This window comes from Methylobacterium sp. 22177 (assembly GCF_052045615.1).
Lineage (GTDB): Bacteria > Pseudomonadota > Alphaproteobacteria > Rhizobiales > Beijerinckiaceae > Methylobacterium > Methylobacterium radiotolerans.
This window is the reverse complement of the sequence record NZ_JBQEPK010000028.1, coordinates 1-15,467: the sequence shown is the minus strand read 5'-3', so window position 1 is coordinate 15,467 and position 15,467 is coordinate 1. Positions and strand designations below refer to the sequence as shown.

General features: G+C 72.4%; 15 protein-coding genes. 7 read left to right on the top strand and 8 right to left on the bottom strand.

Annotated features, from left to right (window positions below):
* The first annotated feature begins 144 nt into the window (after window positions 1-144).
* Complete coding sequence (locus ACTJK8_RS22085) at window positions 145-1,476, top strand: bifunctional 2-C-methyl-D-erythritol 4-phosphate cytidylyltransferase/2-C-methyl-D-erythritol 2,4-cyclodiphosphate synthase (RefSeq protein WP_012319145.1); 1,332 nt, start codon at window positions 145-147, stop codon at window positions 1,474-1,476.
* A 64-nt stretch (window positions 1,477-1,540) separates the two neighbouring features.
* On the opposite strand, the gene ACTJK8_RS22080 is transcribed toward ACTJK8_RS22085, so the two are convergent.
* Window positions 1,541-1,939, bottom strand: a complete 399-nt coding sequence (locus ACTJK8_RS22080; RefSeq protein ID WP_012319146.1) for an MAPEG family protein — start codon at window positions 1,937-1,939, stop codon at window positions 1,541-1,543.
* 103 nt (window positions 1,940-2,042) lie between these two features.
* Here ACTJK8_RS22080 and ACTJK8_RS22075 point away from each other — a divergent pair, with 103 nt between their 5' ends.
* Both ACTJK8_RS22075 and ACTJK8_RS22070 read left to right on the top strand, forming a co-directional pair.
* Window positions 2,043-2,540 (top strand): CinA family protein, encoded by a 498-nt coding sequence (locus ACTJK8_RS22075; RefSeq protein ID WP_440762511.1) that lies wholly within the window; start codon window positions 2,043-2,045, stop codon window positions 2,538-2,540.
* 23 nt (window positions 2,541-2,563) lie between these two features.
* Window positions 2,564-3,781: an FAD-dependent oxidoreductase gene (locus tag ACTJK8_RS22070; protein ID WP_440762510.1), complete on the top strand. Its 1,218-nt coding sequence runs from the start codon at window positions 2,564-2,566 to the stop codon at window positions 3,779-3,781.
* A gap of 27 nt (window positions 3,782-3,808) precedes the next feature.
* On the opposite strand, the gene ACTJK8_RS22065 is transcribed toward ACTJK8_RS22070, so the two are convergent.
* From ACTJK8_RS22065 to ACTJK8_RS22035, 7 genes are all read right to left on the bottom strand, one after another.
* Complete coding sequence (locus tag ACTJK8_RS22065; protein WP_024830108.1) at window positions 3,809-4,267, bottom strand: type II toxin-antitoxin system RatA family toxin; 459 nt, start codon at window positions 4,265-4,267, stop codon at window positions 3,809-3,811.
* Window positions 4,268-4,282: 15 nt separating this feature from the next.
* Window positions 4,283-5,266, bottom strand: coding sequence for a lipoyl synthase (gene lipA / locus ACTJK8_RS22060; protein WP_440762509.1), 984 nt, complete (start codon window positions 5,264-5,266; stop codon window positions 4,283-4,285).
* A 134-nt stretch (window positions 5,267-5,400) separates the two neighbouring features.
* Complete coding sequence (locus ACTJK8_RS22055) at window positions 5,401-6,132, bottom strand: MIP/aquaporin family protein (RefSeq protein WP_020095417.1); 732 nt, start codon at window positions 6,130-6,132, stop codon at window positions 5,401-5,403.
* A gap of 288 nt (window positions 6,133-6,420) precedes the next feature.
* Window positions 6,421-7,926 (bottom strand): glycerol kinase GlpK, encoded by a 1,506-nt coding sequence (gene glpK, locus ACTJK8_RS22050; RefSeq protein ID WP_440762508.1) that lies wholly within the window; start codon window positions 7,924-7,926, stop codon window positions 6,421-6,423.
* A 54-nt stretch (window positions 7,927-7,980) separates the two neighbouring features.
* Window positions 7,981-9,513: a glycerol-3-phosphate dehydrogenase gene (gene glpD, locus ACTJK8_RS22045; RefSeq protein WP_440762507.1), complete on the bottom strand. Its 1,533-nt coding sequence runs from the start codon at window positions 9,511-9,513 to the stop codon at window positions 7,981-7,983.
* A gap of 84 nt (window positions 9,514-9,597) precedes the next feature.
* Complete coding sequence (locus ACTJK8_RS22040; protein WP_012319154.1) at window positions 9,598-10,419, bottom strand: DeoR/GlpR family DNA-binding transcription regulator; 822 nt, start codon at window positions 10,417-10,419, stop codon at window positions 9,598-9,600.
* Window positions 10,420-10,688: 269 nt separating this feature from the next.
* Window positions 10,689-10,931, bottom strand: a complete 243-nt coding sequence (locus ACTJK8_RS22035; protein WP_012319155.1) for a hypothetical protein — start codon at window positions 10,929-10,931, stop codon at window positions 10,689-10,691.
* A gap of 206 nt (window positions 10,932-11,137) precedes the next feature.
* Here ACTJK8_RS22035 and ACTJK8_RS22030 point away from each other — a divergent pair, with 206 nt between their 5' ends.
* The 4 genes from ACTJK8_RS22030 to ACTJK8_RS22015 are packed head-to-tail and all read left to right on the top strand — an operon-like array spanning window position 11,138 to window position 15,466.
* Entirely contained in the window at window positions 11,138-11,632 is a 495-nt protein-coding gene (locus ACTJK8_RS22030; RefSeq protein ID WP_058607485.1) for a chemotaxis protein CheW, read from the top strand.
* 7 nt (window positions 11,633-11,639) lie between these two features.
* Window positions 11,640-13,184, top strand: coding sequence for a CheR family methyltransferase (locus ACTJK8_RS22025; protein ID WP_440762506.1), 1,545 nt, complete (start codon window positions 11,640-11,642; stop codon window positions 13,182-13,184).
* Window positions 13,184-13,756: a chemotaxis protein CheW gene (locus tag ACTJK8_RS22020; RefSeq protein WP_440762505.1), complete on the top strand. Its 573-nt coding sequence runs from the start codon at window positions 13,184-13,186 to the stop codon at window positions 13,754-13,756. Before ACTJK8_RS22025 ends, ACTJK8_RS22020 begins: the two co-directional genes overlap by 1 nt.
* Window positions 13,757-13,792: 36 nt before the next feature.
* A complete protein-coding gene (locus ACTJK8_RS22015) occupies window positions 13,793-15,466 on the top strand; it encodes a methyl-accepting chemotaxis protein (protein ID WP_440762504.1) in 1,674 nt (557 codons plus the stop codon).
* The last annotated feature ends 1 nt before the right edge of the window (window position 15,467 follow it).

Here is a 15,467-nt window from a genome sequence, read left to right as displayed (position 1 = left end):
CCGCTGGCAAGCGGGACCGCGCGTTGATTTCGGGTCCTCCCCCGCTTAAACGACGGGCACCCTCCGCGGCAGGGTTGCGCCGGCACTGCTGGCCCGCGCGCTGGCCGACCCTCCGCCCCTCAGGACGTCACGAGTTCGTCGCCCATGCCCGCCACCGGCACGCCAGCCACCGGACCCGCCAGCGCGGGAGCCGGCGTCGCCGCGGTTGTGGTGGCGGCCGGGCGCGGCATCCGCATCGGCGGCGGCACGCCCAAGCAGTACCGCCGGGTCGGCGGGCAGGCGGTCCTGACCCGCACCCTGGCGGCGCTGGCGGCGGACGACGCGATCGCGCGGATCCAGCCGGTGATCGCCGCCGACGCGGCGGACTTCTTCCGCAGCTGCCTGGAGGAGCTCGCGCCCGCGATCCGTGCCAAGATCACCACGCCGGTCGAGGGCGGCGCGACGCGCCAGCTCTCCGTGCGCGCCGGTCTCGAGGCGCTGGCCGCCGGCGACGCGCCCGAGATCGTGCTCGTCCACGATGCCGCCCGTCCCTACGTGGATTCCGCGCTGATCGCCCGGGCGATCGCGGCCGGGCGCGACCACGGCGCGGCCGTTCCGGGCGTGCCGGTGACCGACACGGTCAAGCGCGTCGTCGACATCGCGCCCGGCATCGGCCGGGTGCACGAGACCCCGCCGCGGGAGCACCTGCGCGCGGTCCAGACCCCCCAGGCCTTCGTCTTCGGCCCGCTCCTCGGCGCCCACCGGGACGCCGCCGCGCAGGGCCTCGACGGCTTCACCGACGACGGCGCCCTCGCCGAATGGGCCGGGCTGCCTGTGGTCGTCTTTGCGGGCGACGTCGCCAACCGCAAGATCACCCAGCCCGCCGACCTGATCGAGGCGGATCGCGCCTTCGCGACCGCCACCACCGACTTGCCAGCGCCGGGAGCCCGCGCCATGACCACCTACGTGACCCGCCTCGGCACCGGCTTCGACGTGCACGCCTTCACCACCGGCGACCATGTCTGGCTGGGTGGGGTGAAGATCCCGGCCGATCGCGGCGTGCTCGCCCATTCGGACGGTGACGTCGCGCTGCACGCCCTGACCGACGCCCTGCTCGGCGCCATCGCGGACGGCGATATCGGCACGCACTTCCCGCCCTCCGACGAGCGCTGGCGCGGCGCGTCCTCGGACCAGTTCCTGGCCCATGCCTGCGACCTGGTCCGCGCCCGCGGCGGCCGCATCGACCACCTCGACATCACCGTGCTCGCCGAGGCACCGCGCATCGGCAAGCACCGCGAGGAGATCCGCGCGCGGATCGCCGCCATCGCGGGCGTGCCGCTCGGCGCGGTGTCCATCAAGGCGACGACCACCGAGAAGCTCGGCTTCGTCGGCCGGGCGGAGGGGCTCGCCGCCCAGGCGGCCGCGACGGTCCGGCTGCCCGAGGAGGACGGTCCCGCCCTCGACGCGCAGGCCGAAACCGCGATGCGGCAGGGCTGAGCGGTTTCGGGGCGAGCGCGGGTCCCCTCTCCCGCACGGAAGAGCGAGCGCGTCGCACTCCGCTTCAGGCCACCCGCACCAGCAGCGCGATCGCCGCGACGGCCAGGGCCGCCATGGTGAGCAGGATGCCGCCGCCCCGGCAGGCGAACTGGCGCGGCGAGTTCGGGGGCGCGAACATCCCGATCGGGTGCAGGATCCGGGCGACCAGCAGGGCGACCAGCAGCGCCCGGACCAGGCCGTGGCTGCCACCGCTCGCCTCCAGCAGGCCGATGACGATCAGGGCCAGCGGGACGTATTCCGCGAAATTGGCGTGCGAGCGCACGCGCTTGAGCACCGTGTCGTCGCCGCCGTCGCCGAACAGCACGTTCCCGGAGACGCGGGCCCCGATCACCCATCCCGAGAGGCCCAGATACACGAGGGCGAGCAGCCCGGCGTAGAAGGCCGTGGTCGCGGGGAAGATCATGGAACAGGTGTCTCCGATCGGCGGCCGCCGGTCCTTGAGCCGGGCTCGGCCATGGGTCACAACATGAGATAGGGCGCAGCCGCCCGAGGGGAGCCCGTTCGCGATGGTCGACGACGCAGAGCTTCTCGCCCGGGCCGAGGCGCTGGTGGCGGCCTACGCGGCGGACGGGCGCACCGTCGCCACGGCCGAATCCTGCACGGGCGGCCTCGTGGCCGGCCTGCTCACCGCGGTGCCGGGTTCGTCGGCCGTCCTCGAGCGCGGCTTCGTCACCTACTCGAACGAGGCGAAGGCCGAGGCGATCGGCGTGCCCATGCACCTGATCCGCCGGCACGGCGCGGTCAGCGAGGCCGTGGCGCGGGCTATGGCCGCCGGGGCGCTGGCGGCGTCGCGGGCCTCGGTCGCGGTGGCGATCACCGGCATTGCCGGCCCCGGCGGCGGGAGCGCCGAGAAGCCGGTCGGGCTGGTGCATTTCGGCCTCGGCCAGCGGGACGGCGAGACGCGTCATCTGGAGCGGCGCTACGGCGATCTCGGGCGCGCGGGGATCCGCCGCGCCGCCGTGGCCGACGCGCTCGGTCTGCTGGAGGACGCTCTCGGCGACTGATCACGGCACGGGGAGGACGGCCCATGGATACGGTGACGACCCGCCTCTGCATCGTCGGCGGAGGCCCCGCCGGGATGATGGCCGGACTGCTCTTCGCCCGCGCGGGCATCGACGTCACCGTGCTGGAGAAGCACGCGGATTTCCTCCGCGACTTCCGCGGCGACACGATCCACCCCTCCACCCTCGACCTGATGGACGAGCTGGGCTTCACCGAGCGCTTCCGCGCCCTCCCCCAGCGCCGCGTGGAGAACTTCTCGGGCGTCGTCGACGGGCGCAGCTACCGGGTCGCCGATTTCAGCCGGCTGCCGACCCGCAACCGCTTCCTGTCCTTCATGCCGCAATGGGATTTCCTGGATTTCCTGGCCACCGAGGCCGCCCGCTACCCGGCGTTCCGGCTGATCCGCCGCACCGAGGCGCAGGACCTGATCGAGACGGAGGGTCGAATCGCCGGCGTGCGCGCGACCGGGCCGGACGGCCGGGTCGAGATCCGGTCCGATCTCGTGCTCTGCGCGGATGGCCGTCACTCGCGGATGCGCGAACGCGCGGGCCTCGTGCCCCGGGCCTTCGGCGCGCCGATCGACGTGCTGTGGTTCCGCCTGCCGCGCCGGCACGGCGATCCCGAGGCGGCGGCGGGGCGGTTCGGCCCGGGGCGAATCCTGATCACCCTCGACCGGGGTGACATGTGGCAATGCGCCTACGTGGTGCCGAAGGGCGGCGACGCCGCGCTCCGGGCGAAGGGACTGGCGGCCTTCCGGGCCGCGGTTGCGCAGATCGCCCCGTTCCTGGCCGACCGCACCGACGCCATCGCCGGCTGGGACGACGTCAAGCTCCTGACCGTCACGGTCGACCGGCTCGACCGCTGGCATCGCCCGGGCCTGCTCTGCGTCGGCGACGCCGCGCACGCCATGTCGCCGGTGGGCGGCGTCGGAATCAACCTCGCGATCCAGGACGCGGTGGCGGCGGCCAACCTCCTGGCCGAGCCCCTGCGGGCGGGGCGCCCCGCGGAGGCCGACCTCGCCCGGGTCCAGGCCCGGCGGATGTTTCCGGTGCGGGCCACGCAGGCGCTGCAGCGGGTGATCCAGTCCCGCGTCATCGCCGCGTCGCTCGCGGCCGACGCGCCGTTCCGGGCGCCGCTCGCCCTGCGCCTCCTCGACGCCCTGCCGCGGCTTCAGGTTCTTCCGGCGCGGATGATCGGGATGGGCGTGCGGCCCGAGCACGTGCGCGTGCCGCTGCGGGCCTGACGCTGCCCCTGCGCGCGGTGACGGTGGCTAAGCCCGCGCCCCGTACATCCGGTTCGCCCGGCCTTCGAAGGCGTCGGTGAACTTGCGGAAGGCCCGGTCGAACATCGTGCCCATGAGGAGCCCCAGGGTGCGGCTCTTGAACTCGTAGGTGATGAAGAAGTCGACGTTGCAGCCGCCGTCCGGGCCGTCCTTGAACAGCCAGCGGTTCTCCAGGTGCCGGAACGGCCCATCGATGTACTCGGCGACGATCTTGAGGCTCGCCGGATCGAGGGTGACCCGCGTGGTGAAGCGCTCGCGGATCGCCTTGTAGCCCACGCCCATCTCGGCGATCAGCACCTGCCCGCCATCGGGCATGTCCTGCCGGCGGATCACCCGCAGGGATTCGCAGAGCGGCAGGAACTCGGGATAGCGCTCCACGTCGGCGACGAGGTCGTACATCTGCTGCGGCGTGTGCTTCACCGCGCGGGTGACCCGGAAGGACGGCATGGTGTTCGGGATTCCTCAGGCCGAGAGCGCGGGCGACAGTTTGGCCAGACGCGCCGCCTGAAGTCGCGCAAAGTCCTCGCCCGCATGGTGCGACGACCGCGTCAGGGGCGTGGCCGAGACCAGCAGGAAGCCCTTGGCGTAGGCGGTGGTCTCGTAGGCCTTGAACTCGTCGGGGGGGACGAAGCGCACGACCTCGTGGTGCTTCTTCGACGGCTGCAGGTACTGGCCGATGGTCAGGAAGTCGACGTCGGCCGAGCGCAGGTCGTCCATGAGCTGGAGCACCTCGTTCCGCTCCTCGCCGAGCCCGACCATGATGCCGGACTTGGTGAAGATCGTCGGGTCGAGCTCCTTCACCCGCTGCAGCAGGCGCACCGAGTGGAAGTAGCGCGCGCCCGGCCGCACCGTGAGGTACTTGGCCGGCACGGTCTCCAGATTGTGGTTGAACACGTCGGGCTTGGCGGCGACCACGACCTCGAGCGCCCCGTCCTTGCGCAGGAAGTCGGGGGTCAGGATCTCGACCGTCGTGCCGGGGCTCGCCCGCCGGATCGCCGCGATGGTGCGGGCGAAGTGCTCGGCGCCGCCGTCCCTCAGGTCGTCCCGGTCGACCGACGTGATGACCACGTGGTGCAGGCCGAGCTTGGCGACCGAATCGGCGATCTTGTCCGGCTCGCCCAGGTCGAGGGCGTCGGGCAGGCCTGTGCGCACGTTGCAGAAGGCGCAGGCCCGCGTGCAGGTGTCGCCCATGATCATGAAGGTGGCGTGCCGCTTCTCCCAGCACTCGCCGATATTCGGGCAGCCCGCCTCCTCGCAGACCGTGACCAGCCCGTGCTCGCGCACGACCTTCTGCGTCTCGGACCAGGCCCTGGAGCCGGGTGCCTTCACGCGGATCCAGTCCGGCTTCTTGGCCTGGACGGGCTGGTCGGGCCGGTGCGCCTTCTCGGGGTGGCGCAGGCGGACCGGCCGCGGATCGTTCTTCAGGGTGTCGAGGACGACGGCCATGGGTCGGGGGCACACCGCGGGCAAGCGCCCCAGGGGCGCGGTCGGGATCGCCCTGACTTAAGGCCCAAGGCCGCGCGCCGCAAACCGCCGCGACGCCGGGCCGCCCCGCGGCGGTTGAGGGTGCGGGCGTTCCGTCAGATCCCGAGCGCCCGGACGAACAGCCCGGCCAGCACCGCCCCGACCAGGGGCGCGGCCACCGGGATCAGCGCGTAGCCCCAGTCGGAGCTGCCCTTGCCTGCGATCGGCAGCACCGCGTGGGCCACGCGCGGCCCCAGGTCGCGGGCCGGGTTGATGGCGTAGCCGGTGGTCCCGCCGAGCGACAGGCCGATGCCCCAGACCAGCATGCCGACCATGTAGGGCGCGACGGCCCGCGGGATCGCGCCGGCCGAGCCCAGCGTGGTGGTCACGAGGGCGGAGATCGTCAGGATCAGGAAGAAGGTCGCGATGATCTCGGAGATCCAGTTCGCCTTCGCGTCGCGGATCGCCGGGCCGGTGCAGAAGCAGGCGAGCTTGAGGCCTGGATCCTGGGTCGCGCCCCAGTGCGGCAGGTAGTGCAGCCAGACCAGCACGGCGCCCACGAAGGCGCCGAGCATCTGGGCCGGGATATAGACCGGAATCTTGCTGAAATCGCCGGAGCTGACCGCGCCCGCCACGGTGACGGCCGGGTTGATGTGGGCGTCGGCGCTGCCGGTGGCGTTGGCCACGAAGACGCCGGCGAGGACCGCGAAGGCCCAGCCCGCCGTGATGGCGATCCAGCCGGCATTCTCGCCCTTGGAGTGCTTGAGCAGGGCGCCGGCCACGACGCCGTCGCCGAGCACGATCAAGGTCATCGTGCCCAGGAATTCGCCCAGGAAGGGTGATGTCATCGTGTCGTCTCCCCCGTTCGCTGCTTTTTGTGAACGTTCAAAGCTTTGGCGAGCGCGTGATCGCCGGAGGCGGTCACCGATATCTGCGCAAGTCCCTTCCGCTTCCCTCATCCTGAGGTGCCGGAGCGCAGTGGAGGCCTCGCAGGAGAGCTCCAGGAATCGCGCGGCTGGCCGGAGCCCTCCTTCGAGGCGGCTTCGCCGCGCCTCAGGATGAGGGCGCGGGCGCGACGGAGGCGGTCGCGAGGCCGACAGGCCCGCGCGCCGCGCGCGGGCCCGAGGGCGGTGTCCTCAATCCTCGTCGGTCTTCCAGTCGAAGGAGCGCTGCACCGCCCGGCTCCAGGCGGCGGCGATGGTCTCGCGCCTGCCGGCATCCATCTTGGGCGTCCAGCGCTTGTCGACGCCCCAATTGCGCTTGAGGTCGTCGAGCCCCTTCCAGTAGCCGACCGCGAGTCCGGCCGCGTAGGCGGCGCCGAGCGCGGTGGTCTCGGCCACCTTCGGCCGCACCACCGGCACGTCGAGCATGTCGGCCTGGAACTGCATCAGCGTGTTGTTGGCGACCATGCCGCCGTCGGCGCGCAGCTCCTTGACGGGGATGCCGGAATCCTTGGCCATGGCGTCCAGCACCTCGTGGGTCTGGAAGGCGGTCGCCTCCAGCACCGAGCGGGCGATGTGGCCGCGGTTGACGTAGCGGGTCAGGCCGATGATCAGGCCCCGGGCGCCCTCGTTCCAGTGCGGCGCGTAGAGGCCCGAGAAGGCCGGCACGAAGTAGACGCCGCCGTTGTCCTCGACCGTCGTGGCGAGCGTCTCGACCTCGGCGGAATCCTTGATCATGTGCAGGTTGTCGCGCAGCCACTGCACCAGGGCGCCCGTGATGGCGATCGAACCCTCCAGCGCGTAGGCCGGCCTCTGGCCGTCGAGGCGGTAAGCCAGCGTGGTGACGAGGCCGGCCTTCGACGGGACCGGCTCCTCGCCGGTGTTCATCAGCGCGAAGCAGCCGGTGCCGTAGGTGTTCTTGGCCTCGCCCGGCGCGAAGCAGGTCTGGCCGAACAGGGCCGCCTGCTGGTCGCCGAGGATGCCGGCGATCGGCACGCCCGCGAACGGCGCCCGGGTCTCGCCGTAGACCTCGCTCGACGAGACGATCTTCGGCAGCATCGCCTTCGGGATGCCGAAGGTCCGGAGCATGCCCTCGTCCCATTCCAGGGTCTTGAGCGACATGAGCTGCGTGCGGCTGGCGTTGGTCACGTCGGTGACGTGGAGGCCGCCCTCGGTGCCGCCGGTGAGGTTCCAGACGAGCCACGTGTCGATGTTGCCGAACAGCACGTCGCCGGCCTCGGCCTTCGCGCGGGCACCCGCGACATGGTCGAGCAGCCAGCGGAGCTTGAGCCCGGAGAAGTAGCTCGCCAGCGGCAGGCCGGTGAGGTCGCGGAACCGGTCGCGGCCGCCGTCGCGGGCGAACTCGGCCACCAGGCGGTCGTTGCGGGTGTCCTGCCAGACCAGGGCGTTGTGCAGGGGCTTGCCGGTCTTCCGATCCCAGATCAGCGTGGTCTCGCGCTGGTTCGTGATGCCGACCGCCGCGAGGTCGGAGGGCTGGAGCCCGCCCTTCTCCAGCGCCTCGCGCATCACGCTCTGCGTCTTCGTCCAGATCTCCGTGGCGTCGTGCTCGACATGGCCGGGCGCCGGATAGATCTGCGCGTGCTCGGCCTGGGCCAGCGCAATGACGCTGCCCTCCCGGTCGAACACGATGAAACGGCTGCTGGTGGTGCCCTGATCGATGGCCCCGACGTAACGGCTCATCGTTCCCTCCCCTGTTATGCCCGGTCGGTCTGCGCCGGAACGGGTCCGAAATCGTCAGGCCGCCTCGGCCCTGCGGTCGAGATAGGCGGCCAGGCGCGCGGCGCTCTCCGGGCTCGTGCGCAAGCCGAGCTTCGAGCGGCGCCACAGGATGTCGTCGGCGGTGACCGCCCATTCCTCGGTGCGCAGGTAATCGACCTCCGCCGCCGTCAGCCCACCGTCGAAGGCCTCGCCGAGATCCGCCATCGACTGCGCGGTCCCGACGATGTCCCGCGCCCGGGTGCCGTAGGCGCGGGCGAGGCGCCGGGCGGTCTCGTCGGGCAGGAACGGCTTCTCGGCCTTCAGCTTGGCGAGGAACTGGTCGAAGTCGGCGTCCTTCATCGCTCCGCCCGGCAGCACGGCGTTGCCGGTCCAAGCCTTCCGGAGGTGCGGGAAGTACGGCTTCAGCTTCTCCAGCGCGTGTTCGGCGAGCCGCCGGTACGTCGTGATCTTGCCGCCGAACACCGACAGCACCGCCGCTTGGCCCCCCTGGTCCTCGACGTCGAGAACGTAGTCGCGGGTCACCGCAGAGGCGTTCTCGGCCGCGTCGTCGTAGAGCGGGCGCACGCCCGAGTAGCTCCAGACGACGTCGGCCGGCGTGATCTTGGTGTCGAACGAGCGGTTGATGCAGCCGCAGAGGTAGTCGGTTTCCTCCGCCGAGATCGAGACCGGTCCGGGCTCGCCGTCATACGGCACGTCGGTGGTTCCGATCAGCGTAAAATCGCGCTCGTACGGGATCGCGAAGATGATGCGTTTGTCGGGCTGCTGCAGGATGTAGGCCTGATCGCCCTCGAACAGGCGCTTCACCACGATGTGGCTGCCCTTGATCAGGCGCACCGCCGCGCGGCTGTTGATCCCGAGCGTGCCGCCGAGCGTCGCGCTGACCCAGGGGCCGGCGGCGTTGACCACGGCCTTTGCCCGGACCGTGCGCTCGGCCCCGCCGCGCTCGTCGCGCAGCGTCGCGACCCAGCCGTCACCCTCGCGCCGGGCCGAGACAACGCCGGTTCGGGTCAGCACCGTGGCGCCGCGCTCGCGCGCGTCCATGGCGTTGAGCACCACGAGGCGGCTGTCCTCGACCCAGCAGTCGGAATACACGAAGCCGCGCTTGAGCCGCTTCTGCAGCGGCGCGCCATACGCCGAACTGCGCAGGTCGATTCCGTGCGAGCCCGGCAGGGTGCGCAGCCGCGCGAGATGGTCGTAGAGAAACAAGCCGAGCCGCAGCATCCAGGCCGGGCGCAGGCCCTCGTCATGGGGCAGGACGAAGCGCAGCGGCCAGATCACGTGCGGGGCAAGCCGCAGCAGCCGCTCGCGCTCGGCGAGCGCCTCCCGCACGAGGCGGAACTCGTAATATTCGAGGTAGCGCAGGCCGCCGTGGATCAGCTTCGTCGAGGACGAGGACGTGAAGCCCGCCAGATCCCCGCGCTCGGCCAGCAGGACCGAAAGGCCCCGGCCGGCCGCGTCCCGGGCGATGCCCGTGCCGTTGATGCCGCCGCCGATGATCAGGAGATCGTAGGCGTCGGACGGCTCGCGCTGGCCCGGTGCTGCCGCCATGGTTCCTCCGGAGCCGCCCTGCTGGCGGATTGGCAGTATATTGACGCAGCCCTCGGCTTTCGCAAGCGAAAAAATCGATGTTCGTTAGGGTTCGGCCGCGCCGTCCGCCACCGCCAGGGTGACGCCCTGGCGCTCCATGAGCGCGACGATCTCGGCCGGGGGAGGCCGGTCCGTGAAGAAGGTGTCGACCTGCTCCAGGCGCCCGACCTGGACCATCGGGCGGCGGGTGAACTTGGTGTGGTCCGCCACCAGGAAGGTCTTCCGGGCGTGGGCCAGGATCGTCTGCGTCGCCCGCACCTCCTCGTAATCGTAGTCGAGGAGCGCCCCGTCGCCGTCGATGCCGCTGATGCCGATCACCGCCACGTCGACCCGGAACTGGCTGAGCGTGTCGCAGGTGAGCTGGCCCAGCACCGCGCCGTCGCGGTTCCGAACGGTTCCGCCCGCCACGACGATGCGGAACTCGGTCGTCTCGGCCAGGGAGATCGCCACGTTGAGGTTGTTGGTGATGATGCTGAGATCGTCGTGCCGGGCCAGCTCGCGGGCGACGGCCTCCGGCGTCGTGCCGATGTTGATGAAGACCGAGCAGTGCGACGGGATGCGGCTCGCCGCGAGGCGGCCGATGCGGCTCTTCTCCGGCAGCAGGGTCACCCGGCGGTCGGCGTAGTCGATATTCTCGACGCTGGAGGGCAGTCCCCCGCCGCCGCGGTAGCGTTCCAGCCGGCCCTCGGCGCTCAGTTCGTTGAGGTCGCGCCGGATCGTCTGGACGGTGACGCCGAACTGCGCCGCCAGGGCCTCGATCGTCACGAAGCCGCGCTGGCGGACCGAGGCGACGATGGCGCTCCGCCGCCCCTCGACACCGGTCGCCTCGATCCTGTCGTCGGATCTCCGGTCGAGCGGTCGTGACATCGGTGCTCCCTCGCCTTCCGTCAGGCCGCCGCGCCGCTGTACTGATGATCGGGCGATGTTCGTTTGCGAACATTTTCCGGGCGCCGCGGCTTTCGCGCGAGATTGAACCGCGCTGCGTCGTCCCGCAACCGGCGATCGGGCTGCAATATGCTTCAGTCCCGCGCGGCCGGCGCTTCGCCTGTGAACAGGCACGAAAAAGGCCTGCCGCGGGTGCGACAGGCCGAGCCACCCGGGCGACGCCGCCTGCGGCGCGCCCCGGTGATCGCCACTCACATGTGGTGGCGCATCCGGCGATGATGCTTCATGCGCTTGTGCTTCATGCGCTTGCGCATCGTCGGACGCGCGGCCGGAGCGGCACCCTGCTCCATCGCGGCCGCCTCACCGGCGCGCTCCATGCCGCCGCGCGGGCCGCCGGCCTGAGCGCCAGAGGCGTTGTAGGGCGAGTTACCCTGGGCGTAGGCGGAGCCCGCGAGGAGCGTCAGCGACGCGGCGGCCAACAGAAGTTTCCTCATCGTCAATCCCTGGCGTAGACCGGCGCAGGCAAAGCGCCGCGCCTCGTCAGGCGCGTTGCCGCTGCGTCGGAAAATAAGCGGCTCAGACGAGACTTGGTTCCGCGTCATCGCGCCCGTGCGGCGCACAATTGCCGGCAGCGTTAACTCGGCCTATGTCGCGAGCCGTCCCGGCCCGGCCGCGACCGAGCAACACGGAGCGGGTGGCGGTGGCCAGCAGCGGTTCGGCCTATCTCCTGCTGGATGTCGCCGGCACCGCCTGCGCCCTGCCCCGCGGCGCGGTCGCCGAGATCCTGCCGCTCCCGGATCTGCACGCGCCGCCCGCTTCCGGCGGCTGGCTCACCGGCTTCCTCAATCTCGGCGGCACGCCGGTCCCCGTGGTCGACCTCGCGGCCCTGCTCGGCCTGCGCCCGGCCGTCGCGGCGCCCGGTCTCTACGCCCATCTCGTGCTGATGCAGGGCGGCGCCGTCGCGTATCTCGTCGATCGCGCGGCCGACCTCACGATCGTCGCGGAATCCGCGATCCGGCAGGCCGAGGCGGCCGACACGCTCAACGGCTGCGTCGCCGCCGAGCTGGTCCTCGGCGCGCGCCTCGTCCACGCGCTGGCGCCGGAGCGCCTCCTCACCGTGCAGGAACAGGTCCGGGTCGACGCCCTGGCGCGGGCCGCCGCCGAACGTCTGGCCGCGCTGCCGCACGCCGTCTGACCGCGCGATGGCCCGTCCGGGTAATCCCCGTCCCGACCTGGGTGTCGATCCCGCCTACCCGCCGCTCAAGGCGCGGATCATCGCGCGCACCGGCCACCACTACTACATTGACAAGGACGAGCTGCTGATCGAGCGGCTGCACCGCCGGTTCCGCGCCGCCGCCGTGGCCGACTGCGCCGCCTACGCGGCCCTCCTGTCGAGCGGGGCGGAGGGCGAGGCGGAATGGGCCCGGCTCGAGGCCGAGATCACCGTCGGCGAGACGTTCTTCTTCCGCTACGCCGAGCAGTTCAACGCGCTGCGCGCGACGATCCTGCCGGCGCTGATCGCGGCGCGGGCGTCCGAGCGCGTCCTGCGGATCTGGAGCGCGGGCTGCTCCACCGGGGCCGAGCCCTATTCCCTGGCGATCCTGGTGCACGAACTGCTGGGCGACGCCCGGTCCGACTGGCGGGTCTCCATCCTCGGCACCGACATCAGCGTCGAGGCGCTCGCCACCGCCCGCGCCGCCGAGTACGGCCGCTGGGCCCTCCGGACCATGCCGCCGGAGGATCGGCTCCGCTACTTCACGCGGCTGCCGGCCGCGCCGGGCATCCGGCGCGAGGGCGGCTACGCCCTCCGTCCGGAATATCGGGGTTCGGTCCGGTTCGAGCGCGGCAACCTGCTGAACCTCGTCGAGCCTGGGCCACCGCAGGGCGAGCCCTTCGACCTGATTCTCTGCCGGAACGTGCTGATCTACTTCGACGCCCGGACGGTCGCCGCGGTGGTCCGCGGTCTCGGCCGCAGGCTGAGGCCGGAGGGCTGGCTGCTCCTCGGCCACGCCGAGCCGAGTCCCGCCTTCGCGAGCTTCCTGGACGCCGTCAGCCTGCCCGGGACCGTGGCCTACCGACCGCGCGCCGATGCGCCGCCGGTCGCGCTGCCCGGCACGCCGGTGCCGGATCCCGCCCCTTCGACGGGGCAGGTGCCGGGGCCGCCCGCGCGGGATCCCGGTCCGGGCGCGTCTGCGGGCGCGTCGTCGGGCGTGTCCGGGGTGGGGCTGCCCGACGCTGCGGTCGTTCCCGCTCCGGATCCGGTCGCCGCACCCGGGACCGCGCCGGTTCCCGACGGGCCCGGGACGCGGGATCACGGGGCAGTCCTGGACGAGGCCTGCGACCTCGACCGGATCCGCGCGCTGGCCGATTCCGGCGAGACCGGCGCGGCCTGGCGGGCGCTGCGGGCCGCCCTCGACCGCGACCCGACCGACACGGCCCTGCGCTTCTACGAGGGCCTGCTGGCCCGCACCCTCGGGCGCGACGCCGAGGCCGAGCGGGCGCTGCGGGCCGCGCTCTATCTCGACCGCAGCTTCGTGATGGCCCACTACCACCTCGGCCTGCTGCTGATCGCCCTGCAGCGGCCGAGCGAGGCGGTCCGCGCCCTCGACAACGCCGTCGCCTTGAGTCAAGCCCTCGGGCCGGACACGGCGCTGCCCGAGGGTGATGGCGCCTCCGCGGGCGAGATCGCGGCCAGCGCGGCCGCGGCCCGCGCCGCGCTCGGCGGCGTCGGCAGCAGGAGGTCCTGATGGGCGCGCGCCCGAGTGCACAGGACGGCCGTCAACGGACGCGGCCGGAGCGGGACCTGCGCGCAGAGCGCGCGGCCGCCCTCGCCCGGCGCGGTGCCGTCGCGGTCGCGACCGATTCGGGGGACGATCACCTCGTCTGCGCCTGCGGCGGCGAGCGCTACGGCGTGCCGATGGCGGCCGTCGCCCAGGTCCTCCCGTCGCGCCCCTCCACGCCGATGCCCGGAGCGGTGCCGGCGCTGGACGGCCTCATCGCCCTGTCCGGGCGGATCGTCGGCGTGCTCAGCCTTGCCAGGGCCCTCGGCCGGCCCGAGCCCGCGTCCGACGCCGAGGCGGCGGCCGGCCACCTGATCGTGCTGCGCGGCGTGCATCCCCAGCCCCTCGCCCTCGCGGTCGACCGGGTCCTGGGCATCGCCCGGGCCTCCGGCGCGGCCGCCGCGGAGGCGGCCGATCCCGACCGCTTGGGCAACGAGGCCGCCTCGGTCTATGCCCCCGGCTCCGGAGCAGCGGGCGACGGCCGTCCCGACTTCGTCGTCATCGACCTCCCCCGCCTCCTGCGCCGCGCCCTTCCCTGACCGGGCCGCCTGCCACAACCGGAGCCATCCCCGCCCGTGTCGCTCTCGATCGGAAAACGCATCCTTCTCGGCTTCTTCGCCGTCACGGTGGTTGTGGTGGCGCTCGGCCTCTACGCCCTGGAGCAGATCGGCGCGGTGCGCGACACGACCGACGGGATCGTCCGGCGGGACATGACGATCCTGCGCCAGCTCGACGATCTCGGGAACGAGGCGCGCGACCTCGGGCTCCTGCGCCGCACCGCCGTGATCGCGATGCTGATGCAGGCCCAGGGGCGCACGACGCAGGGCGGTGACACCCTGGCGGCCTGGCGCCAGACCGCGGCCCAGGTCGAGAACCGCCTCGCCACGACGATCCAGCTCGCCGCCCAGTATCGGACGCAGGTCGTGTCCGCCGAGCGCGTCGCGGCCTGGGACCGCATCGCCGCGGCGGCGACCGCGGTCCAGGGCTCGTTCCGCGAGGTCAAGGCGCAGGGCGAGGCGCAGTTCGCCGCCATCGCCCAGCAGGACGTCGCGGCGGTCGAGGCCCGCAATGCGGAGATCACCCGCCTGCAGGCGCCCTTCCTCGAGGGGATCAAGAACCTGCGGACCCAGCTCGACGGCGGCATGGCGCTGGGACAGCGCGCCGCGCAGGAGGTCTACGACCGCTCGCGCCTCTCGATCTACCTGACGCTGGCCGCCGCGGTGCTGCTGGCGACCCTGATCACGTGGCTGATCAGCCGCGCCGTGGTGCGGCCCCTCGAGACGGTCATGGCCTTCGTCGCCCGCGTCGGCGAGGGCGACCTCTCCGGCCAGCTCGCGGCGGGCGGGCGCGACGAGATCGGCCGTCTGAGTACGACGCTGAACACGATGGTCGCGGGGCTGTCGGACCTGGCACGGACGAACCGCGCGGCGACGGCGGACCTGAACGCGGCGGCGGCGGAGATCCGGGCCTCGGCGCAGGAGCAGGCCGCCTCGGTCGAGCAGCAGTTCGCCGCGGTTCAGGAGACGGCCGCCACGGTCGACGAGATCACCCACTCGGGCGCGCAGATCTCCAAGCGCGCCACGGAGGTGATCGCCACCGCCCAGGCGACCGCGCAGACCTCGCGCCAGGGCCTGCGCGCGGTGTCGGACACCGCCAAGGCCATGGACGCGATCCGCGAGCAGGCGGAAGCCGTGGCGGGCAACATCGTCAGCCTGTCGGAGAAGACCCAGACGATCGGCGACATCATCGAGACGGTCAACGACATCTCGGAGCGCACGCACCTGCTGGCGCTCAACGCCGCCATCGAGGCGGCCGCGGCCGGCGAGAGCGGGCGCAGCTTCGCGGTGGTGGCCGCGGAGATGAAGCTCCTGGCCGACCAGGCCAAGGCGGCGACCGGTCAGGTGCGGGCGATCCTGGGCGAGATCCAGCGGGGCATCAACACGTCGGTGATGCTGACCGAGGAGGCGGTCAAGCGCGCGGCGGCGGGCAAGACGCGCTCGGACACGACGCAGCGCACGATCGAGGAGATCACCGCGCGGGTGGAGGAGAACGTGCAGACGTTCCAGCAGATCGTGGCCTCGACCAACCAGCAGCAGCTGGGCATCGAGCAGGTGATGGGGGCGTTGCAGAACATCCGCCAGGCCAGCCAGCAGACGGCCGCCGGCACCCGGCAGGTCGAGGCCGCGTCCGCCAACCTCACCGAACTCGCCCAGGCCCTCATGGCCCTGGCCGAACGCTACCGGCACTGAG

Excerpts from the sequence above, each read along its gene's own strand:
- ACTJK8_RS22040 (WP_012319154.1), bottom strand. The coding sequence starts at position 10,419 with ATGTCACGACCGCTCGACCGGAGATCCGACGACAGGATCGAGGCGACC.
- ACTJK8_RS22080 (WP_012319146.1), bottom strand. The coding sequence starts at position 1,939 with ATGATCTTCCCCGCGACCACGGCCTTCTACGCCGGGCTGCTCGCCCTC.
- ACTJK8_RS22020 (WP_440762505.1), top strand. The coding sequence starts at position 13,184 with ATGGGCGCGCGCCCGAGTGCACAGGACGGCCGTCAACGGACGCGGCCG.
- ACTJK8_RS22075 (WP_440762511.1), top strand. The coding sequence starts at position 2,043 with ATGGTCGACGACGCAGAGCTTCTCGCCCGGGCCGAGGCGCTGGTGGCG.
- lipA (WP_440762509.1), bottom strand. The coding sequence starts at position 5,266 with ATGGCCGTCGTCCTCGACACCCTGAAGAACGATCCGCGGCCGGTCCGC.
- ACTJK8_RS22085 (WP_012319145.1), top strand. The coding sequence starts at position 145 with ATGCCCGCCACCGGCACGCCAGCCACCGGACCCGCCAGCGCGGGAGCC.
- ACTJK8_RS22035 (WP_012319155.1), bottom strand. The coding sequence starts at position 10,931 with ATGAGGAAACTTCTGTTGGCCGCCGCGTCGCTGACGCTCCTCGCGGGC.
- ACTJK8_RS22065 (WP_024830108.1), bottom strand. The coding sequence starts at position 4,267 with ATGCCGTCCTTCCGGGTCACCCGCGCGGTGAAGCACACGCCGCAGCAG.
- ACTJK8_RS22025 (WP_440762506.1), top strand. The coding sequence starts at position 11,640 with ATGGCCCGTCCGGGTAATCCCCGTCCCGACCTGGGTGTCGATCCCGCC.
- ACTJK8_RS22070 (WP_440762510.1), top strand. The coding sequence starts at position 2,564 with ATGGATACGGTGACGACCCGCCTCTGCATCGTCGGCGGAGGCCCCGCC.
- glpK (WP_440762508.1), bottom strand. The coding sequence starts at position 7,926 with ATGAGCCGTTACGTCGGGGCCATCGATCAGGGCACCACCAGCAGCCGT.
- glpD (WP_440762507.1), bottom strand. The coding sequence starts at position 9,513 with ATGGCGGCAGCACCGGGCCAGCGCGAGCCGTCCGACGCCTACGATCTC.
- ACTJK8_RS22055 (WP_020095417.1), bottom strand. The coding sequence starts at position 6,132 with ATGACATCACCCTTCCTGGGCGAATTCCTGGGCACGATGACCTTGATC.